This is a genomic window from Paenarthrobacter sp. NPDC092416 (assembly GCF_044755025.1).
Taxonomy (GTDB): Bacteria; Actinomycetota; Actinomycetes; order Actinomycetales; family Micrococcaceae; genus Arthrobacter.
In genome coordinates this window covers 204855-222993 of the sequence record NZ_JBIVQG010000006.1, presented here as the reverse complement: position 1 = coordinate 222993, position 18139 = coordinate 204855, and the positions used below count along the sequence as shown (strand labels likewise).

At 62.8% G+C, this 18139-nt stretch carries 18 protein-coding genes; 8 read left to right on the top strand and 10 right to left on the bottom strand.

The features are described from left to right. Positions 1–52 precede the first annotated feature (52 nt). On the top strand, positions 53–901 hold the full coding sequence (locus ACIQC5_RS13525) for a hypothetical protein (RefSeq protein WP_400282994.1): 849 nt from the start codon (positions 53–55) through the stop codon (positions 899–901). Between the two features lie 77 nt (positions 902–978). Here the strand turns inward: ACIQC5_RS13525 and ACIQC5_RS13520 are convergent, their stop codons facing one another. Beyond that, positions 979–1572, bottom strand: a complete 594-nt coding sequence (locus ACIQC5_RS13520) for a DUF5655 domain-containing protein (RefSeq protein WP_400282991.1) — start codon at positions 1570–1572, stop codon at positions 979–981. Between the two features lie 175 nt (positions 1573–1747). On the opposite strand from ACIQC5_RS13520, the gene ACIQC5_RS13515 reads away from it, so the two are divergent. Next, positions 1748–2695: a DUF559 domain-containing protein gene (locus ACIQC5_RS13515; RefSeq protein WP_400282989.1), complete on the top strand. Its 948-nt coding sequence runs from the start codon at positions 1748–1750 to the stop codon at positions 2693–2695. Between the two features lie 119 nt (positions 2696–2814). Here ACIQC5_RS13515 and ACIQC5_RS13510 read toward each other — a convergent pair whose 3' ends face one another. Next, entirely contained in the window at positions 2815–3357 is a 543-nt protein-coding gene (locus tag ACIQC5_RS13510; RefSeq protein ID WP_400282986.1) for a hypothetical protein, read from the bottom strand. Positions 3358–3518: 161 nt separating this feature from the next. Between ACIQC5_RS13510 and ACIQC5_RS13505 the strand changes: the two genes are divergently transcribed. Next, the gene (locus ACIQC5_RS13505; RefSeq protein ID WP_400283225.1) at positions 3519–4016 is read left to right on the top strand and encodes a sigma-70 family RNA polymerase sigma factor; all 498 of its coding nucleotides are present in this window, start codon (positions 3519–3521) and stop codon (positions 4014–4016) included. Beyond that, positions 4013–4687: a zf-HC2 domain-containing protein gene (locus ACIQC5_RS13500; protein ID WP_400282984.1), complete on the top strand. Its 675-nt coding sequence runs from the start codon at positions 4013–4015 to the stop codon at positions 4685–4687. Before ACIQC5_RS13505 ends, ACIQC5_RS13500 begins: the two co-directional genes overlap by 4 nt. Before the next feature lie 117 nt (positions 4688–4804). On the opposite strand, the gene ACIQC5_RS13495 is transcribed toward ACIQC5_RS13500, so the two are convergent. The 4 genes from ACIQC5_RS13495 to ACIQC5_RS13480 all read right to left on the bottom strand — a co-directional run bounded on the left by ACIQC5_RS13495 (position 4805) and on the right by ACIQC5_RS13480 (position 7384). After that, the gene (locus ACIQC5_RS13495; RefSeq protein WP_400282981.1) at positions 4805–5281 is read right to left on the bottom strand and encodes a type II toxin-antitoxin system RatA family toxin; all 477 of its coding nucleotides are present in this window, start codon (positions 5279–5281) and stop codon (positions 4805–4807) included. A 1-nt stretch (position 5282) separates the two neighbouring features. After that, positions 5283–5675 carry a hypothetical protein gene (locus ACIQC5_RS13490; protein ID WP_400282978.1) on the bottom strand — a complete coding sequence of 131 codons (393 nt, stop codon included), beginning with the start codon at positions 5673–5675 and terminating at the stop codon, positions 5283–5285. 21 nt (positions 5676–5696) lie between these two features. Further along, positions 5697–6602, bottom strand: coding sequence for a tRNA (guanosine(46)-N7)-methyltransferase TrmB (gene trmB / locus ACIQC5_RS13485; protein ID WP_400282975.1), 906 nt, complete (start codon positions 6600–6602; stop codon positions 5697–5699). A 62-nt stretch (positions 6603–6664) separates the two neighbouring features. Continuing rightward, complete coding sequence (locus ACIQC5_RS13480) at positions 6665–7384, bottom strand: hypothetical protein (protein ID WP_400282972.1); 720 nt, start codon at positions 7382–7384, stop codon at positions 6665–6667. Positions 7385–7910: 526 nt separating this feature from the next. On the opposite strand from ACIQC5_RS13480, the gene ACIQC5_RS13475 reads away from it, so the two are divergent. Beyond that, positions 7911–9188: an MFS transporter gene (locus ACIQC5_RS13475; RefSeq protein ID WP_400282969.1), complete on the top strand. Its 1278-nt coding sequence runs from the start codon at positions 7911–7913 to the stop codon at positions 9186–9188. Positions 9189–9259: 71 nt separating this feature from the next. On the opposite strand, the gene ACIQC5_RS13470 is transcribed toward ACIQC5_RS13475, so the two are convergent. Both ACIQC5_RS13470 and ACIQC5_RS13465 read right to left on the bottom strand, forming a co-directional pair. After that, positions 9260–10552 carry an MFS transporter gene (locus ACIQC5_RS13470; protein ID WP_400282967.1) on the bottom strand — a complete coding sequence of 431 codons (1293 nt, stop codon included), beginning with the start codon at positions 10550–10552 and terminating at the stop codon, positions 9260–9262. 32 nt (positions 10553–10584) lie between these two features. Then, positions 10585–11802, bottom strand: a complete 1218-nt coding sequence (locus ACIQC5_RS13465; protein WP_400282964.1) for a M20 family metallopeptidase — start codon at positions 11800–11802, stop codon at positions 10585–10587. 140 nt (positions 11803–11942) lie between these two features. Between ACIQC5_RS13465 and ACIQC5_RS13460 the strand changes: the two genes are divergently transcribed. After that, entirely contained in the window at positions 11943–12980 is a 1038-nt protein-coding gene (locus ACIQC5_RS13460) for an Lrp/AsnC family transcriptional regulator (RefSeq protein WP_400282961.1), read from the top strand. Positions 12981–13058: 78 nt separating this feature from the next. On the opposite strand, the gene ACIQC5_RS13455 is transcribed toward ACIQC5_RS13460, so the two are convergent. Beyond that, positions 13059–13787, bottom strand: coding sequence for a class I SAM-dependent methyltransferase (locus ACIQC5_RS13455; protein WP_400282959.1), 729 nt, complete (start codon positions 13785–13787; stop codon positions 13059–13061). Positions 13788–13946: 159 nt separating this feature from the next. Between ACIQC5_RS13455 and ACIQC5_RS13450 the strand changes: the two genes are divergently transcribed. Continuing rightward, positions 13947–15917, top strand: coding sequence for an FG-GAP-like repeat-containing protein (locus tag ACIQC5_RS13450; protein WP_400282956.1), 1971 nt, complete (start codon positions 13947–13949; stop codon positions 15915–15917). A 5-nt stretch (positions 15918–15922) separates the two neighbouring features. On the opposite strand, the gene soxR is transcribed toward ACIQC5_RS13450, so the two are convergent. Next, positions 15923–16384, bottom strand: coding sequence for a redox-sensitive transcriptional activator SoxR (soxR, locus tag ACIQC5_RS13445; protein WP_400282953.1), 462 nt, complete (start codon positions 16382–16384; stop codon positions 15923–15925). A gap of 68 nt (positions 16385–16452) precedes the next feature. Between soxR and ACIQC5_RS13440 the strand changes: the two genes are divergently transcribed. After that, the gene (locus ACIQC5_RS13440; protein ID WP_400282950.1) at positions 16453–17916 is read left to right on the top strand and encodes an MFS transporter; all 1464 of its coding nucleotides are present in this window, start codon (positions 16453–16455) and stop codon (positions 17914–17916) included. Positions 17917–18139: the final 223 nt, after the last annotated feature.

The following is an 18139-nucleotide window of genomic DNA, read 5'->3' as shown; positions in this document are numbered from 1 at the left end:
GTACCTTGAAGGTGTCCGGAGCACCATCAGCTTTCAGCAGTGAGGATTTCCCATGACTACCAACGAGTACCCCGTCGTCCTGAACAAGACCAGCTTCGAAGCCGGCAATGCGGATGTTGTGGATTCAAACGTCAACGTCGTGAACGAGATGTACCAGGAGCTCCTCAACAGCGACGAAATCGCCCCCGCTGCGCTCAATAGCTACTTCGTCGATTTCTACTTGACGCAGGCATTGGCAGGCGGGTTCGCCCAGTACGTTTTCACCGTTCCTGAGCGTGAAGAAGTGGACGCGTACGTGCGTGCAGGCCTGGCAGGTATGGGCGCAACCCGCCACCTGGACCTGTTCAACCGCACGGCCGCCGCTTTCGACGCCCTCAGCGAGGACGAGGCCGAGGCCTACCTGGATGGGGACCTTGACGAGTCCGAAACGCCGCTCTCGGCCGTAGTTGTCCTGGACGAACTGGACGGCGAATTCGAGGCACTGCTCGAAGAAGAGGACATCATCGAGCTCAACGCAGCCTTCCTCCGGGACCAGTCCGACCTGCTGGTACTGTCCGACGAGGAGATCCACGCCCACATTGCCGAGCGCGTTTCCCTGATCCCTGACCTTGAAGAGCGCAAAGCCGAAGCTGAGGAAGAAGCCCTCGCCAACGCTCCCGAGTTCGAGGTCATCATCCGCGAACTCTGCGACGTCGCTGGGTACTCGCTCCAGAAGATCACCATGGGCGACCCGAATTACGAGCACGACGGCGAGAAGACCCTCGCATGGCACTTCTCCACCGACCACGGCGACTACATCATGGTCGAAGACGACGACGAAGCCTTCATGATCCACCCGGAAACGAAGGAAATTATCGCAGCCGTTGAATTTGAGGAGTCCGACGAGTTCGCTGACGCGTAGGTCTTGCCGCCGAGTTCGCCGGAACGCTGCGGGACCGCCGTAGCGTTCCTGGCGATTCCGGCGATCTCGTGGAACGCTTAGCGGTTCTGGTCCAGCGCCGTGGCTAGGTAGGCGAGCAACTCGTCGTCGACGTCGTCAATGGACCGGAGCCGCACTCGGCGGTGGAAGAAGTCGCCCTCCCGCACCTTCACGGCTTCCAGCCGGCCCTCAGCCGGGGCATCCACCCGCAGAGCAACGTCCACTGTGGTGTTGTTTGCCCTGGTCACTTGGGCGAACTTCCGCCGCGGACTGTGGAGGGATATATACCCCTTGCGCATTTGGATAGCGACGCCCTCGGTCTCCGCAGACCAAGCGAGTAAGGCATCGGCGATCGGTCGGAGCTCGGGGCGGTTGGCGTATTGGCCGTCGATGAGTTCGTCGGCGTCTCGGAGCATGAACTCGGGGTAACCGAACATTTCCCACGAGACGGCGTACTGGGCATAGCCCGTGATGCCGTGCTCGTCGCGCATCCAGTGCCGGAGCTCGGCGTCGTTCTTAAGACCTTGGGCCCGGCCCTGCTCGGCCCACCAGTGAAAATCGTGGCCTGACTTCCGCAACAGCAGCGCCTGGTTGCTATCTACCATGGTCTGCCAGGTCTTGGCGGCCGCCTTAAGGTCGGGGGTCTGGTCCATGTCCCGATGGTAGCCTGCAGCGCTTCCATTACTTCGCCCGACTTCGCTGGAACACTGTGACCGCGACGGCAAACCTCCCGCGTTCTCGCATCGTTTCCGCCGTCTCGGCGCCAGTTTTCCACATAGGGTGGCACAGCACTTCTGCGACTCCATAGGCAGTCGCCATGCTGAATCGATGGAGCCAACATCTACTGAAACCCCCGTCCCGACAGCCCGTTCGCTACCTCAACGCGGCAACATGTGGCGAACCGACGAGTTGCTCCGGCTTGGTCTCAACAGTCGACGCATTAAAGCGCTGGTGGACGCGGGCGAGCTGCATCGCTTGAGGTATGGCTGCTACATCAGGGCCAGCAGGTGGAAGGCCCTGGGGCCGAGGGGGCAAGCCAAGGCACGGATTGTGGCACATGCCCACGGGACTTTGACAACGTCAACGGGTGGCTTTGTCTACAGCCATCTTTCGGCGGCGCGACTCCATGGTCTGTTCTTGTGGAGTGTGGATGACAAGGTTCATGTCCTTCACCCCGTAAGGCCCTCATCCGATCGCTGGGGCAAGGATGTTCGGGGCCATACAGAAAGCTATAGTGAGGACGACGTCGTGGTGGTTCAGGGCATGCGTACCACCAGCCTTGAACGAACAATCTTCGACGCTGCCAGGATGCTTAGCTATCCCAAGGCACTGGTGGTCATGGACCATGGTTTGCGACTGGGCGCCGACTTCAGCACTCTTTCAAACATGGCTGCAGCCTCTGCCGGAAAGAGGGGCATCCGTACGCTGCGCAAGGCCTTGGACAATGCGGATCCCCGCTCCGAGTCTGCGGGCGAAACGCTGACCCGTGAGTTGATGCAGAGGCTACGCATCAAGCCTCCGCAGCCACAATTCGAGGTGCAGTCCCGCATGGGGCGCCATCGCTTGGATTTCGCTTGGGAAGAGGAAAAGCTGGCCCTGGAGTTCGACGGGCGAACCAAGTACTTCGACTTCAAACCTACGGAGGAGGTCATCTTCCAGGAGCGGCGACGGGAGAAGGCCCTTGTTGAGGACGGCTGGCGCTTCATCCGGTTCGAATGGAAGGACCTCTTTCAAGAGCGCGCCTTCAAGGAGCGCATACTTCGGGCGCTCAGGTGATGGTGCTGGAGCGTGAGTTCGCGGGAATCCTGCGCGCTCGCACGGAAGGTTCCGGCGACGCGGCGGGGTTCCCGCGAACTCGACGGAGGAGCAGCGGGGACAGGAGCAACGCTGGGATGTCAGTAGGCCGCCGCTGCGCCCTTGACCATCTCCCCGGCCGGGCTCACCACGTACCAGACGTTGTTCACGCCCTGGCCCAGGACATCGCCCGGTGCTTTGTCGTTGGCGAAGTAGTACAGGGGCATGCCGTTGAGCGTGACTTGCTTCTTCCCGTCGGGCGTCGCAATGGTTCCCACGGTTCCGGTGACACCTTCAACAGCGGGGGCGTCCGACGTCGTGGTGAAAACGGGCCAGGCCGCAAGGCAAGCGGCCGTGCATGCACTGGTTCCGGAGTCCTTGACGTCCTTGGTGAAGAAGTAGAGGGTCATGCCTTTGCTGTCCACCACGACGTCCCCGAGGCTCGAGGAAGCTACTTTCAGCTCCGCACCGGCTGCCGCCGGACTCGACGCCGGGCTCGACGCAGGAGCGGAGGTCGAAGCCGAGGGGGCCGAGGAAGCAGGCGCGGCAGATGGAGTGGTGGTCGTTCCCGGGCTGCCTCCACAACCGGCCAGAGCTGCGGCCAAAACCAAGATGCCGAATCCAAAGCTGAGTCGTTTCTTCATGTTTAGCTCCTTGTGATGAACCGGCCGGGACCAGCCGATGCGTACCCCTATGACGCAAGCGGGAGAAGAATGGTTCACAGGACTGAACCGTTTCCCGGCGTGCGGCGTCATATCAGCGCAGGGACACGCCGCAAAGGCAACAAGAGGGAAGCGAGGTGGCAATGCCGCTGGATGAGGACGTGGTGGCCGCGATCTACCGCGACCACGGCACCGCCTTGAAACGCTTCGTGCTCAGTTGCACCCCGGACGCACATATGGCCGACGACGTGGTCCAGGAAACCATCCTTAAGGTGTGGCAGCACGCCCCGCAGATCACGGGGAGCCTTCGCAGTTACCTTTTCCGAACGGCCCGCAACGTCATCATCGACAACTACCGCAAGGCGCAGCGGCGGCCTTCGGAGACCGGCGAGCACGATATGCCCGATCACGCCGCGGCTGAGCGTGTGGACGAGTTGCTGAACCGGGTCCTCATGGAGGAGGCGTTATTGCGGCTCAGCCACGAACATCGCGAAGTCCTGGTGGCCCTGCACTACCAGCGGTACACCGTGAACGAGGCCGCCCTGAGGCTGAACATCCCCAGCGGCACAGTGAAATCCCGGGCTTTCTACGCTGTGAAAGCCCTCCGAACAATCCTTGACGAAATGGGGGTGGAACGATGAACGAGAATTCCATGCACCAGTTGCTGGGCGCCTACCTACTTGGCGGGCTGGAGCCAGATGAGCAGCGTACGTTCGAGGACCACCTCGCCCGCTGCGCTGAATGCCGGCGCGGGCTGGAGGAACTGGAAAGCATCCCGGCGCTGCTCGACGCCGTGCCCGCTGCCGATGCCGTAGCCCTCACCGTGGCCGGCAACGCCAGCGCCCTGTCACCCCTTGAGTCGACTGCCCAGACAGTTCCGCAGAACGTCCTGATCGATTTGTCGGCACGCAGGCGGAAATCACGACGGCGGTGGGCTGCTCTTGTGGGCGCTGTTGCTGCCGCTTGCCTCGCCATTGGTTTCCTCGCCGGTCCGGCGCTGAACCAACCACCCAAACCGGACGCGAGCTATTCCGTCCAGGCCGAAAGCGGGCTGCAACTCACCGTAGGCATGGTGAAGAAGACCTGGGGCACCGAGCTTGAGGTCGAGGGCAGGAGCATGCCACTGCAGGGGACGCTGTACCTGTGGGTGAAGGGCCGGGACGGCGCGGAAGAGCGTACGTGCGGCTGGACGGCCACGCCCAGCGGACGCATCAAGATCACCGGGGCAACCCCGGTGCAGCTGACCGGGATCGCAGGTGTTGAACTTCGGGACGAAGCCGAGAACACGGTGGCCTCGATCTCGGTTCCGTGAGCGTTCGGGCCCGTGAGAGGTTCTGAGGAAGTCCGTTCCCCAAGACTCCGCAGGCGTCGCGGTACCTTGAGAGCTCAGGGAGCAGGTCCCTGAAAAGCTCAGCGACCTGCTTGCAGCTCAGCGACCTGCTTGCAGCTCAGCGACCAGCGCGGGATCCTCGCACGCCCGCGCGAACGCTTCGATCCTGCGTTCGATTTCGCGGCCCAACAGCCAAGCGCCGACCCTCTCCGCCACCGGCCTCATCAGGGCCGGCCGGCAGGAAAAGGTGTACTTCCAAACGGCCCGTGTGCCGCCGTCGTGGGGCGTGAACCGCCAGCCGCCGCCGAAGTTTTCAAAGAACCACGGCCCGGACACCATGGTCATGCCCACGTTGCGTGGCGGTGAGTAGGAGACGTACTCACTGACCATTCTCAGACCCATGCGGGAAACGGTTCGTGTCCTGACGCCTTTGCCCGCGGCGGTGGCGCCGTCCAGGAAACCCTGCGCCGAGATAAAGGGGTCCCATTTGAGCCGGAACTCACCGGTGGTCTGGGAGAGGGCGAAAGCGGTGTCCGGGTCCAACTTGATGAAGCGCTCGGCGCGTACTTGAGGCATTTCAGGCACCCTGCGCTGAGCCGAGCAGCAGGAAGACGAGGAACGTGACGCCAAAGATATTGACCGCCATGATCGCCAGCCCGATGATGCCCGTGACGCGGCCGGCGTTCATCCGCCCGGCGCGGAAGACGGCAATGAGGCCGCACACGACAGCCACTATGGCCAGCAGAACCGCCACAGCAGCGAGCACCAAAGCACCCACCCACCATGCGTCGTTGCCCTGGTTGTAGCGGCTGAGCTGGGAGGCGATCGCCGCGATGCCCAAAGGGATGCTGACAATAGCGGCGATGGGGGAGAGCACACCGGCCACGATGCTGGTGATGCCGGCGCCCAGACCCCGCGTCCCGGACTGCTGAGGTTGCTGATAGTAGTCAGTCGGCGGTTGGTAGCTCATGGTTCCCCCAATATCCGTTGCCTAGATCTTGCGGTACGTGAGGTCGAAGATCATGCGCCCCGCCTCGTGGGCTTTGTTCTCGAAGCTCGTCCGGATTCGGCCATCGAAACGCGGAGCCCAGCCGCCTTCCTGATCCACTCCCTCGTTCGGGCCGGTGTGCTCGGTGCTCACAGGCGCGCGGCCTTCCTTCACAGGGGCCCCACCAACTACGGATTCGACGCCGGATTGCCACACTTGCGTCAGTGGGCTTTCCTCGCCTCTGCGCTCGCCTTCGTGCATGTTCTCGAATTCCGTGGAATCAGCAAGGACTTCGCGAACGTGGACGGCGTAGTTGGACCAGTCGGTGGCGATGCGCCAGTATCCGCCCTTTTCGAGGGCCTTGGCCGCAACTGAGGCGAAGGCGGGTTGGATGAGGCGGCGCTTGTGGTGGCGGGCCTTGTGCCAAGGATCAGGGAAGAACACCCAGAGTTCGCTGACCGAACCGGCCGGGAGCATCGACTCGAGGACCTCAGGGGCGTTGGCTTCCACGACGCGCACGTTGGTCAGGCCGCGGCTGTTGATTTTGATGATGGTGTTGGCCAGCCCGGGCGTGTAGACCTCGACGGCCAGGAAGTCCTTGTCCGGATTCTCCTCGGCGGCATGGCACACGGCGTCACCCAGGCCTGAACCGATCTCGACGATCAGGGGAGCCTTACGGCCGAACACTGCTTCGGCGTCGAACGTGTAATCGGGGTGCACCGAGGTGTTGGCGACGTGCCGCGGAACCTGGATGGCCCAGCGGTCCGCATGTTCCTCCCATGCTGCCTGCCGGCGGCCCTGAAGTCGTGTACCACGGCGCACGAAACTCACCGGCCGTCCACCATACGTGCCGAACGAGGCCTGGCTGCCGGGGGTCACAGGACGGGGGGAATCTGGGGTTTCGCTCATCCTTTCCAGAATACTTGGGTTCGGCGGAGGTCGTTCGTCTAGGCCTTGCCAGGTACCAGTAACTAAGGAAGCTTCACGAAGCTGCCGAGGCTCTCCCATGCTTGCGTCGCATTGTTGAGAACAGTAGCTTCGGCACCAGTGCTTCGCACCTCTCTCAGTCCGTACTGATACCCGTTGATCGAGTACTCCTTGAGGCTTCCGTCCTTGGAGGTTTCCAGCTGAAGGAAGGCAACGTATTCTTTGCCGGCTTCAATGTCGATGTCGTCGGTGATCTTCGCCTGAATGTACTTCGCGTCAGTCGGTTTTTGACCCCGGTTCAACTGAAGTATCTTTTCCTGCTGGGCTTGATTGAGGCTATTCCAGTAGTCGTCGTAGGTTACAGTTCCGCCAACCCGTGAATAGTTCACTTGGACATCAGGCTTAAGGTCACCCTTGTAGACCTCTTTGATGGACATCCTTCCGACAGTTTGCGGGAAGACATACTGATTGGAGATTGGGCTGAACGATCGCCCGCTGTCGATTGACTCGATGTATACGCGGGCCACGACGGGGTACTCGTTGAATCCGTAGAATGGATCCTCAGGTTCCCACATAAAGTCAACGTCCATGCCGGCCTGTTGTATTTGGTTTGCAGGGATGTTGGCGTACGCATCATTGGAACTCGTGGGAGCTGCCTGACTTGACTCGGAGCCGAGAGGTTTGACTGATCCTGGGGCACAAGAGGGCAGGCTGATGAGCAGCAGCACGGCAGCCGCCATGACATGAGCTCGTGACTTGTTCATTGCGTAGACGCTCCTCCTTGATTTTGGATTGACGGCTGGCCTGCCCTTTTGACGTCCAAGGTATGGGAGGATTCCGGCGTTGCACTTGAAGAAAGAGTGAACCGGGAGAATGTGTGTTATCTCGGTGTCGCCTTAAAGAAGGAATGCAACTAGGCAAACTCTACCCTCAGTAGGCATAGTATAACTCGCGGTAGTTTTTGCCATTGGAATTTATGGCTCTTTTTAGATCGCACGCCATCTTTTTTCGATTTGAAAGAATATTCTGTCGTTGTTATCTGTTTTATAAAATATTTCGAATTTTGGCATCACGTTTTGGGGGTGACTGCCACTAATGCAAATCTCAAGTGTGTGCGATGTGCTGGATCGGGCGCCATTCTCTGCAAAGCGGTGATCTGGCGACACTTTGAGCGCACGGCAGCGTTCACAAGGGCGGGCCAGGCTGCTGAGCTCGATGGGCAGCGGACCCCAACTGCGGTCACATCCCGCCCAGCAACCCCCATCACGTGCAGCTGACAGAATAGGACGTGTGACCTCCTCCCAGACCCCCAGCTACCGAGGGAAATCAGTCCTCCCCGAAATAGCAGTCGACGCCGAGATCGACGAAGAACCGCCAGCGGAACCCACGCACCTGGACAGTAAACGGGGACTGGTCTACCTGGCCGTATGCCTGGTGCTGATCGGGCTGAATCTGCGGACGGTTTTCTCGAGCTTCTCGGCTGTCCTTCCGGAAATAACGTCCGACGCCGGTCTGCCGGGCTGGGCGGTGGTAGTGCTGACCACCGTGCCGGTGACTCTGCTGGGAGTTTTCGCACCCCTCGCCCCCGTCCTGGCTCGACGTTTCGGAGCGGAACGGGTGCTGCTCGGCGCGATGGCAGTCCTCACAGCGGGACTCCTGCTGCGGCCGAGCGAAATCCCCGGAGTCGGCCACCTGCCCACGCTCCTGGCTGGAACGGCGGCATGCGGAGCCGCAATCGCGCTTTGCAACGTGCTCCTGCCGGGCGTGGTGAAGAGAGATTTCCCGCACCGCCTCGGCCTCATGGGCGGCCTCTACACCACTGCCATCTGTGCCTCGGCAGCACTTGGCGCCGGGTTCACGTATCCGGTCTTTACGGCAACCGGCCACTGGACCTCGGCGCTGTGGTTCTGGGCGGTACCTGCCGCCGTCGTACTCTTGCTCTTCCTGCCGCTGGCTATCCGACAGCACCCCGTACGGCACCAGGCCGTGGGCGGCGGCGTCAACGTGTGGCGTTCGGCGGTGGCATGGCAGGTTACGGCGTTCATGGTGCTGCAGGCGATGATGTCCTTCAGCGTGTTCGCTTGGCTGGCGCCGATCTTGCGGGACCGCGGCATTGACGGCGGAACGGCTGGACTGATGGTGTCGGTGTCGATCGTGCTGCAGATGCTTGGCTCGCTGTTTGCGCCGGCGCTGGCAACGCGCCTCAAGGATCAGCGGGCCATCAACACCGTGGTGGCGCTCATGACCGGTGGAGGCTTCGCCCTGAGCATCTTCGGCCCGACGGAATTGATCTGGATCTGGACCGGCCTGCTCGGGCTGGGCCAAGGATCACTCACAGCTGTGGCCCTGACCATGATCATGGTCCGCACCCGCGATGGGCATACGGCCGCGCACTTGTCCGGGATGATGCAAGGCGTCGGCTACGGAGTGGGATCCGTGGGTACTTTGCTGGTGGGCCAACTGCACCAAGCCACCGGCGGATTCGGGGCTGCGGGAATCCTGTTCCTGGTGGTCGGTTCGCTGGCCGCGTTCTTTGGTTACCGCGCGGGTCGCGACAAGTTCGTTTAACCCAACTGGGTAGCAGCAGATGCCGTTTTGAGCGCTCAAAACGGCACCTGCTGCTACTTAGTTGGGAGGACCTAGTGCGTCAGGTCCTTGCCCTTCGTCTCCGGGATCGTGAAGGCGAACGCGATGCCCACCAGCAACAGGATCACTGCGTAGACGTTGAACAGGTAGCCTTGGCCGATCGTGCCGAGCCAGGTCTGCAGGTACGGGGCGGTGCCACCGAAGGCTGCGACGCAGATTGAGTACGGGACGCCGACGCCTACGGTGCGGATGTGGGTTGGGAACAGCTCGGCGTAGACGGCCGGAACAATGGACGCGCTGCCGGCGATGAAGAACAGCATCACAGACATGGACACAGACAGCTGCCACGGCGAATCCTTGAGCAGCCACGTCATGGGGAAGTGCATGAGCATGGCACCGATGGACGAGCCGATCAGCACAGGCTTGCGGCCGATGCGGTCGGACAGCTTGCCCCAGAACGGCAGGGCGGCGATGAAGACGATATTGGCGATCACGCCGGCCCAGAGTGCAGCGCCGCGGTCCATCTTCAACGTGGTGGCTGCGTAGCTCGGAGCCACGACACCCCAGATGTAGTAGACCACCGTGAGGCCAACCGTCAGGCCGATGACCTGCAGCGCCTGCTTACGGTACTTGACGATCTGCGGCCACATCGGCAGACGCTTTTCCTTGGGCGTCTCAGCCTCGAATGCTTCGGTTTCCTTCATCTTGGCCCGCATGAACAGGGCGTAGATGCCCAGTGCACCGCCGATCAGGAACGGGATACGCCAACCCCAGGCGCTCATGTCGTCCTTGCTCAGGACATTGGTGAGGATCGCGCCCAGCAAGGTACCGGCAAGGATGCCGGCGGTTCCGGACGTGTAGATCAGGGTCGCCCAGAAGCCGCGCTTTTCCTTGGGTGCCATTTCGGACAAGTACGTTTGCGACGACGGCAGCTCGCCACCGTGGGCAAGGCCCTGGATGAGCCGGGCCAGGAGCAGCATCATAGATGCGAAGGCGCCGACGGCCTGGAATGTGGGGGCGATGCCGATGAGCAAGCTGCCGAGGGCACCGAGGGCAACTGCCACGGTCATGGATGTCTTGCGGCCGATCCGGTCACCGATCCAACCGAACACGAAGCCGCCGAAAGGACGGGCGACAAACCCGACGGCGAAGATCGCCAACGTGGACAGCACAGCTGACGTGGGGTCGGCCTGGCTGAACAGTGCGCTCGCGATGAACGGCGAGAACGTTGCGTAGATGGCCCAGTCATACCATTCAACGGCGTTACCGATGCCGGTGCCGACGAGCGTGCGCAGATGGGACTTGTGGACCTTGACTTCGGTGGACGTTCCAACGGTGGCGGTCATGTGGTTCTCCAAGGTGGGGCGGGGAGGGGTGGTTAGTTGCCGGCGAGGGCGGAGATGCGGGATACGGCGAGCTCTGCGTACAGGGCAGCGCCATCGGTGAGGACGCCGTCGTCGAACGTGGCGTATGGCGAGTGGTTGAAGGGCGACGTCGCGTGGTCGGTACCGGGGGCTACGGCACTGAGTCCGACGAACGTTCCTGGAACCTCGGCGAGGACGCGGGAGAAGTCCTCGGACCCGCTGAGCGGAGTGGCCATGCGGGTGAGACGGGATTCGCCGAACATTCCGGCGATGACCCTTTCAGCGGTGTTCGTTTCGTCCTCATCGTTGATGGTGAGGGGGTATTCCTGCTGGTAGTCCACATCAACCTCCAGGCCGTGGGCTGCAGCGATGCCTTGGAGCAGCTTGGGTACTACCTCCATCATCTTCTGTCGCGACTCTTCGGAGAAGGTCCTGATGGTGGCTTCGATGCGGGCGGTCTCGGGGATCACGTTTCGCTTGGTTCCTGCATGCAGAACGCCAACGGTCAGGACTACGGGGTCGAACATGTTGAACTGGCGGGTCACCATAACCTGCAGGGCAGTGACCATTTCGGCGGCAGCCGTGACGGGGTCCTTCGCCGAGTGCGGGGCGGATCCGTGGCCGCCGGCGCCGAGCACCGTCACAACGAGTCCATCGGACGAGCTGAGCATCACGCCCTTCTTGGTGACGAATTGGCCATGCGGTTCCAGCGAAGAGAACACGTGCATGCCGTAGGCCGTATCTGCGCGGCGACCGGCAGCGTCCAGGACGCCTTCGTTGATCATGTAGCTCGCGCCGTCGAAGCCTTCTTCGCCCGGCTGGAACATGAGGACGACGTCTCCAGCCAGCTGATCGCGACGTTCCGCCAGGAGGGTGGCTGCTCCGGCCAGCATGGAGGTGTGCAGGTCGTGACCGCAGGCGTGCATGGCGCCGTCAACGCGGGAGGTGTAGTTCACTCCGGTGGTTTCCTGGACGGGAAGTCCGTCCATGTCCGCGCGCAACAGCACCACGGGCTTCTCAGCCGAAGCATACGAAGCGCCGCCACGCAGAACCGCGGTGACCGACGTCGTGTCCTTGCCGAGCGTGATCTCGTATGGGAGTCCGTCCAGCGCCTTCAGCACCTTTTCCTGCGTGCGGGGGAGTTGCAGTCCGATCTCCGGTTCGCGGTGGAGGTCGTGGCGGAGGCGGACAATGTCGTCCTGCAGTTCCTTGGCGTCGGCGGCGATGGTCATGTGTTCTCCTGGTCTTTCTCGGCTATGGGGCTCTTATGCCATTCTGTGGTGACCTGATTCACAATCATGAAAACTTCTGTAAATATGCAGTCCTAGTCCAAAAACGCAGGATTCATGCATCTGTTTGAGAGAATGGACTCATGGATCTCAGCGAAGAAGATTTACGGCTGATCAACGCCCTGCAGATTTCACCCCGGATGAGCTGGTCCGACGCCGGAGATGTCCTGGGCGTTCACGCCACCACTTTGGCGACGCGATGGGATCGCCTGCGGGCAGCGGGGGCGGCATGGACCACGGCCCACCTCATGGGCGACCCCAAGAACATGTGCCTGGCGATGGTGGATATCGACTGCGAGATGGACCTTCGGCCGGACGTCACCGCGGCCCTCGCCGAGCTGCCCGAAGTCATCACCGTGGAGGAGGCCGCGAGCAACCGTGACCTCACATTGACGGTCATCACCCAGGACCTTGATCAGTTCAGCACCGGACTGCTTCCGCGCCTTAAGGAAATCCGCGGGCTCACCAAATACCACACGTCTCTCTGCACGCGCATTCACACAAGTGGCTATGCGTGGCGGCTCAACGTACTCACCAAGGCGGAACAGCAGGCGCTCCGGGCGCTCGCCGGGCCGGAGTCGGCCAACCCTTCAGCCCCCGACGCCATAGTGGTCCCGCTCCCGGCAAGCCACTTGGCACTTATTCCGTTCCTAGCCCGCGACGGACGGGCCTCCGCTGCGGAAATAGCGCGGGCTTTGGGGCGCCATCCGGCCACCGTTCAGCGCCAGCTGGGCAGGGTGCTGGCGAGCAGGATGCTCTCCTTCCGCTGTGAAATTGCGCAGAAGTTCTCCGGCTATCCCATCACGGTGCAGTGGTTTGCGAACGTCCCGGCGGGCCAGCATGAAGCCGCCGCTACCGAATTACGGGCCATCAGGAATGTCCGGTTTTCCGCGTCGACCACCGGCCGAACCAACTTCACCATGATCATGTGGCTGCGGTCCTTGGCCGAGGTCATGGAAATGGAGCTCGCCATTCAGCAGCGGATTCCGGGAATCGAACTCGTAGAAAGCGTGGTCATGCTGAACACGGCCAAGCGCGTCGGCTGGATGTTGAACCCGGACTCGACGGCGACAGGAACGGTCGTGGCACCTTACGGCGAACTGCTGCCGGAAGTGGCTTAACGACGACGGCGGAGCTTGCCTTGGGTGCGGCCGTGCGCCTGTTCTGCCGCGCATGCCGACAGCTGGGCGGGACGGGATTTATGCGTGCCGGGTAGCCCGAAGAACGGTATCCAGGATGGTTGCCGTCTGGCCGTCGGGGCCTGAAATGATGCGTTCCCTTGAGGTCAGGACATTGACGAACCACGGCTCGCGGTCCAGCCGCAGTTCGCCGGCCAGCTGTTCCGGGGTGAAGAACATGCCTGTCTCGTGATGGTGCCCCCACGGCGCCAGGCCGTGTGGATGGTGCCCCACCACCAGCAAGGTCCCTCCCGGTGCGACTGCCGCGGCCGCGGACGCCACGGAGTGCCGCCAAGGGAGCAGCGGGCTGTGGAGGAATTGTGCGGAGACCAGGTCGAAGCTCGGCTCAGGGGTCCATGCGGCGAGATCCTGTTGCTGCCACGTGATGCGGGCCGCGTGTGAGGTTCCCGCTGCATGCGCGGCGGCCCGTTCAAGCGCGACGGCGGACACGTCCACCCCGGTGACCGTCCAGCCCTGTCCGGCGAGCCAGATCGCGTCGGCGCCTTCGCCGCACCCAAGGTCCAGAGCCGTACCTGGCGTGAGCCCGCCGGCTTCGACCACGAGTTGCGGGTTCGGATTCCCGCTCCACACCTTCGGACGCTCCCTGTACATGCCGTCCCACATGTCCTCGGCGTTCTCGGCATCCTGGTGAAGGTCCAGGCCGACTTGCTGCGGGCCGTGCTGGTGAGTGCCGTCGTCGTGCGCTTCCGCGTGGTGGTGGGTGCCGCCGTCGTGAGTGTGTTCAGCCATACGCCAAGCGTGCCGCGAGGATCAGGCGAAAGGCAATGCCTGTTGCTGTTTTAGCAAGTTCCCGAACGGAAATGAGGGGTCTGGTTTTTCCAATCGATGGTGGATAGCCTTTTGACCCACAGCGCCTCTCGCTGCAGGCGCCTGAACCTGGGGGGATTCATGGTGTTCTTCGCGCGTAAATTCCGAGTCCACACGGGCCTGGTTGGAGTAGCGTCAGTGCTGGCACTGATCACCACAGGACTTCCGGCCCACGCCGGTACGCCCCACGACGCGCCCGACGTCGGTGTGCCGGCTGCGGTGCCAACCGTCCCCGCTCCGATGGCCACCTTTGGGACACCGGTGAAGATCGACGTCCCCAGCCCGCTCTTCGTCGAGGTCAGCCGGGACAGTTCCACGGTGTACTCCACGTCGGCGTCCGGAGCCCTCAGCGTGATCGATGTGGCAACGGACACCGTCACCGCGAGCATTGACGTCCGCGATGTCTCCTCGATGGAGATCAGCCCGGACGGCGCCAAAATCTTCCTGGGCACACGGGAAGTCCAGGAATATTCGGTGACCGTGGTGGATACCGCCTCCCTGACTGCGACGAACATTATTGTGGGCGGTCCCGTGCACGGCCTCGCGGTCTCCCCGGACGGATCGACTGTGTACGCGGCTGTGTATGGCCTTCCGGCGGACACGGGGTCCATCCCCGGATCGGTTGCGGTCATCGACGTTGCAGCAGCGTCCGTGGTTTCCTCGATTCCCGTTGGCCGGGAGCCAGTCCAGGTTCTGGTCACGCCGGACGGTACCCAGGTGTACGGGCTGAACCTCCTGGACCAGTCCGTCTCTGTCATCGATGCGTCCACCAACACTGTGACCACCACTATCCCGCTGGGTGGAACGTCAACCGGCGGCACCATGTCACCGGACGGTTCGACGCTGTATTACCCCAAGCTCGAAGGCGGCATCGCCATCGCGGGAGTCGCCAGCAACACTGTGGTCGGGGAAGTGCCAACCCAAGGTGTGCCCACTGCCCCGAGCTTCTCGCCGGATGGGTCGAGGGCGTTTGTTGTGGATCAGGCGCCCAACGACTACTACGTGGCGGAAATCAATTTGCAGGGAAATTCCCTGACCCCCGTCAGCCTCTCCGATGGCCCCGTCATGAACATGGGGCCGCTGACGGTCCAGGTCAGCCCGGATGGCCGACGACTCTATGTCCTTGGCCACAGCATCAATGTCCTCAGCTTGCCGACGCTCAAGCCTGCGGGCGTCATCAACTTGGAGGACGGGTTGCTTCCACGTCAACTTGTCATGGTTCCGGACAGCTCCAAGGGGTACGTCCTTCCGGGAAACCAAGGCAACTACCTCGTGGCTGTTTCCACTCCACAGCCGGAGAACGTCTGGAAAGACTACAACTCCGACGGCGCTACAGACGTCTTGGCGCAGGATGGCGCCGGCGACCTGTGGCTGTATCCCGGAAACGGCAACAAAGGTTGGTTGCCGCGCTCGAAGGTTGGAACCGGGTGGAACGTCATGAACTTGTTGATGACTTCCGGCGACTTCGACGGCGACGCAGCACCGGACGTCCTGGCCCGCGACGCGGCCGGCGACCTGTGGCTGTATCCGGGCGACGGCGACTCAGATTGGCTTCCGCGCTCCAAAGTCGGCGTCGGCTGGAACGTAATGACCGCCGTCGTGGCCCCAGGCGACTTTGACGGCGACGGTAAGGCTGACGTCTTGGCGCGGGATGCTGCCGGTGATCTTTGGCTCTATCCGGGGAACGGCTCAGGTGGCTGGCTTCCGCGGACCAAGGTGGGCACTAACTGGAACATGATGACAGCGATCATGGGACCCGGTAACCTCCGCTACCCAGGGCGCGATGTCCTTGCCCGGGATACGTGGGGAACTCTGTTTCTTTACGAACCGGACGGCACGGGTGGCTGGCATCAGCCGCTGCTGGTTGGCATCGAGTGGAACGCGATGTCGGCTATCGCCACACCAGGTGACTTCGACAGCGACGACGTTCCCGACATCCTGGCGCGCGATGCAAACGGCATCCTGTGGCTATATCCCGGGCAAGGTTTCGGGGGATACTCCCCGCGCGTCCAGGTGGGTGTCGGCTGGAATGTCATGACCGCGATCGTCTGATGCTGCTAGCCGGACAGGTTCCAGCGCTGCGCTCCCGCGCCGGCAGCGCCGAGCTCGTCCGAGGGGTTCTGCAACGTGCACGACTTCAGGCTCAAGCAGCCGCAGCCGATACACCCGTCCAGGTCGTTGCGGAGATGCTCCAAGGCGGCAATCCGTTCGTCGAGTTCCTTGCGCCACCGCGACGACAACCGTGTCCAGTCCCGTTTGGTGGGCGTCCGACTGTTTGGCAGCGAGTCCAGCGCGTCCCGGATGTCCTTCAAAGGAAGGCCGACCCTTTGCGATGTCTTGATGAAAGCAACCCGCCGAAGCGTCTCGCGTCGGTAGCGGCGCTGGTTCCCTGCCGTGCGCTCGGCCGTGATGAGCCCGTTGCGTTCGTAGAAGTGAAGGGCCGACGGCGCCACTCCACTCCGCTCGGACAGCTCACCGATGGTGAGGGGCTTGTGGGCGGCGCCTGGGACTGGTGGCACGGCTCTGCTTCCGGTGGTTCGGGTGGTGAATTGACCTCAACAATAGTTGAGGTTCTAGGGTTGCGTCCATGACCACTGACACCTCAACGGCCGGCATTCTGCGCCGTCCGTACCTCTTGGCGACCATTGGCTCCTGCGCCCTCGTGTTCCTCAGCGCGTTCGAGTCCCTGGCGGTGACAACCATCATGCCGCTCGTGAGTCGTGACCTGGACGGTGCCAGCCTCTATGCACTTGCTTTCGCGGGTCCGCTGGCCACCGGCGTGATGGGCATGGTGGCGGCGGGTAACTGGTCTGATCGTCGTGGTCCGGCGGCTCCGCTGTACGCCTCGGTGGCATTGTTCGTTCTTGGCCTGCTTATCGCTGGAACGGCCGGAACCATGGAGGTTTTGGTCCTCGGCAGACTGGTTCAGGGGCTCGGCGGGGGCGCCATGACGGTTGCCCTGTACGTGCTCGTGGCCCGCGTCTACCCTCCAGTGCTGCACCCCAGGATTTTCGCTGCGTTCGCGGCATCCTGGGTGATCCCTTCACTGGTGGGCCCTTTCGCCGCAGGAGTGGTGGCCCAAGTGAGCAGCTGGCACTGGGTGTTCCTGGGCGTTGTGGGCCTGGTGGTTCCCGCGCTTGCCATGGTGGCGCCAGCCATCCGGGGAATGCGCGCGGGAGCGGAGGACGCGACAACTGAGCCAGACGTCGAATCCGCCACTGCAACCAAACCTGTCCCGTGGGCCTTTGGCCGAATGGGCTGGGCCGCCCTCGCGGCCGTCGCCGTCTTGGGCCTGAACCTGTCCGCGGAGGTGCCGGGCGTGGGCGGGGTGATTGCTGTTGTCGCGCTCGTCCTTGCCGTGGTGGCGGTACGGCCGTTGGTCCCACGCGGAACGTTGGTCGCCCGCCGAGGGCTTCCCAGTGTGATCCTTGCCCGCGGCCTGGCGTCGGCGGCCTTCTTCGGCGCGGAGGTGTACCTGCCGTACCTGCTCACCGAACGGTACGCATTCACGCCAACTTTCGCAGGGCTGACGCTGACCGGATCCGCGCTCGCCTGGGCCGGAGCGTCGGCAGTTCAGGGTAGGCTCGGCGCCCGGTTGGCCGATGCCCTTGCCGTGAAAATCGGCGCGACGCTGGTGTTGGTGGCTGTAGTCCTGACCTTTGTCACGGCGGCCTTCGCGTTGATGCCGGCCGTGGCGATCGGCGGTTGGATCTTTGCAGGCTTCGGCATGGGTCTCATGTACCCGAGGCTGAGCGTGATGACGTTGGCCATGTCCAGCCCGGAGGATCAGGGTTTCAACAGTTCGGCCATGTCCATCTCCGACTCACTGGGTGGTGCACTCGCACTCGCCGCTACGGGGCTCGTGTTTGCAGCGCTGACGACGACGAACTCGTTTGCGGGGGTCTTCGCGCTGACGGCGATCATCGCCGTCGTCGGGGTTCTTATTGCGCCGCGCGTCGCCGCCCGCGCGAGTGCGCCGGGTGCCACGGACAGCGCAAGCGCATCCAACACCCATCCCGACGCTCAACCCGAGCTCACGCACCACTCCTGACTCGTTGTGTGGCCTGCTCTGCGTGCCATGTGAGCCGGGAAGCACGCAGACCGGGCCCCGCAACGCAGGCTGTGCGACTTGTGGGGCCTGCTGTGCGTGCCATGTGAGCCGGGAAGCACGCAGACCGGGCCCCGCAACGCAGGCCTGAACCAGCCCGATGCAAGGCTCCACGCCCAACACTGCTAGACTGGCAATACTTGATGTGCGGTGACGCCCTGAAGCA

What these genes read in the sequence shown, in the direction of transcription:
- ACIQC5_RS13525 (WP_400282994.1), top strand. Translation starts at nt 53, where the DNA reads ATGACTACCAACGAGTACCCCGTCGTCCTGAACAAGACCAGCTTCGAA.
- ACIQC5_RS13520 (WP_400282991.1), bottom strand. Translation starts at nt 1,572, where the DNA reads ATGGACCAGACCCCCGACCTTAAGGCGGCCGCCAAGACCTGGCAGACC.
- ACIQC5_RS13515 (WP_400282989.1), top strand. Translation starts at nt 1,748, where the DNA reads ATGGAGCCAACATCTACTGAAACCCCCGTCCCGACAGCCCGTTCGCTA.
- ACIQC5_RS13510 (WP_400282986.1), bottom strand. Translation starts at nt 3,357, where the DNA reads ATGAAGAAACGACTCAGCTTTGGATTCGGCATCTTGGTTTTGGCCGCA.
- ACIQC5_RS13505 (WP_400283225.1), top strand. Translation starts at nt 3,519, where the DNA reads ATGCCGCTGGATGAGGACGTGGTGGCCGCGATCTACCGCGACCACGGC.
- ACIQC5_RS13500 (WP_400282984.1), top strand. Translation starts at nt 4,013, where the DNA reads ATGAACGAGAATTCCATGCACCAGTTGCTGGGCGCCTACCTACTTGGC.
- ACIQC5_RS13495 (WP_400282981.1), bottom strand. Translation starts at nt 5,281, where the DNA reads ATGCCTCAAGTACGCGCCGAGCGCTTCATCAAGTTGGACCCGGACACC.
- ACIQC5_RS13490 (WP_400282978.1), bottom strand. Translation starts at nt 5,675, where the DNA reads ATGAGCTACCAACCGCCGACTGACTACTATCAGCAACCTCAGCAGTCC.
- trmB (WP_400282975.1), bottom strand. Translation starts at nt 6,602, where the DNA reads ATGAGCGAAACCCCAGATTCCCCCCGTCCTGTGACCCCCGGCAGCCAG.
- ACIQC5_RS13480 (WP_400282972.1), bottom strand. Translation starts at nt 7,384, where the DNA reads ATGAACAAGTCACGAGCTCATGTCATGGCGGCTGCCGTGCTGCTGCTC.
- ACIQC5_RS13470 (WP_400282967.1), bottom strand. Translation starts at nt 10,552, where the DNA reads ATGACCGCCACCGTTGGAACGTCCACCGAAGTCAAGGTCCACAAGTCC.
- ACIQC5_RS13465 (WP_400282964.1), bottom strand. Translation starts at nt 11,802, where the DNA reads ATGACCATCGCCGCCGACGCCAAGGAACTGCAGGACGACATTGTCCGC.
- ACIQC5_RS13460 (WP_400282961.1), top strand. Translation starts at nt 11,943, where the DNA reads ATGGATCTCAGCGAAGAAGATTTACGGCTGATCAACGCCCTGCAGATT.
- ACIQC5_RS13455 (WP_400282959.1), bottom strand. Translation starts at nt 13,787, where the DNA reads ATGGCTGAACACACTCACGACGGCGGCACCCACCACCACGCGGAAGCG.
- ACIQC5_RS13450 (WP_400282956.1), top strand. Translation starts at nt 13,947, where the DNA reads ATGGTGTTCTTCGCGCGTAAATTCCGAGTCCACACGGGCCTGGTTGGA.
- ACIQC5_RS13440 (WP_400282950.1), top strand. Translation starts at nt 16,453, where the DNA reads ATGACCACTGACACCTCAACGGCCGGCATTCTGCGCCGTCCGTACCTC.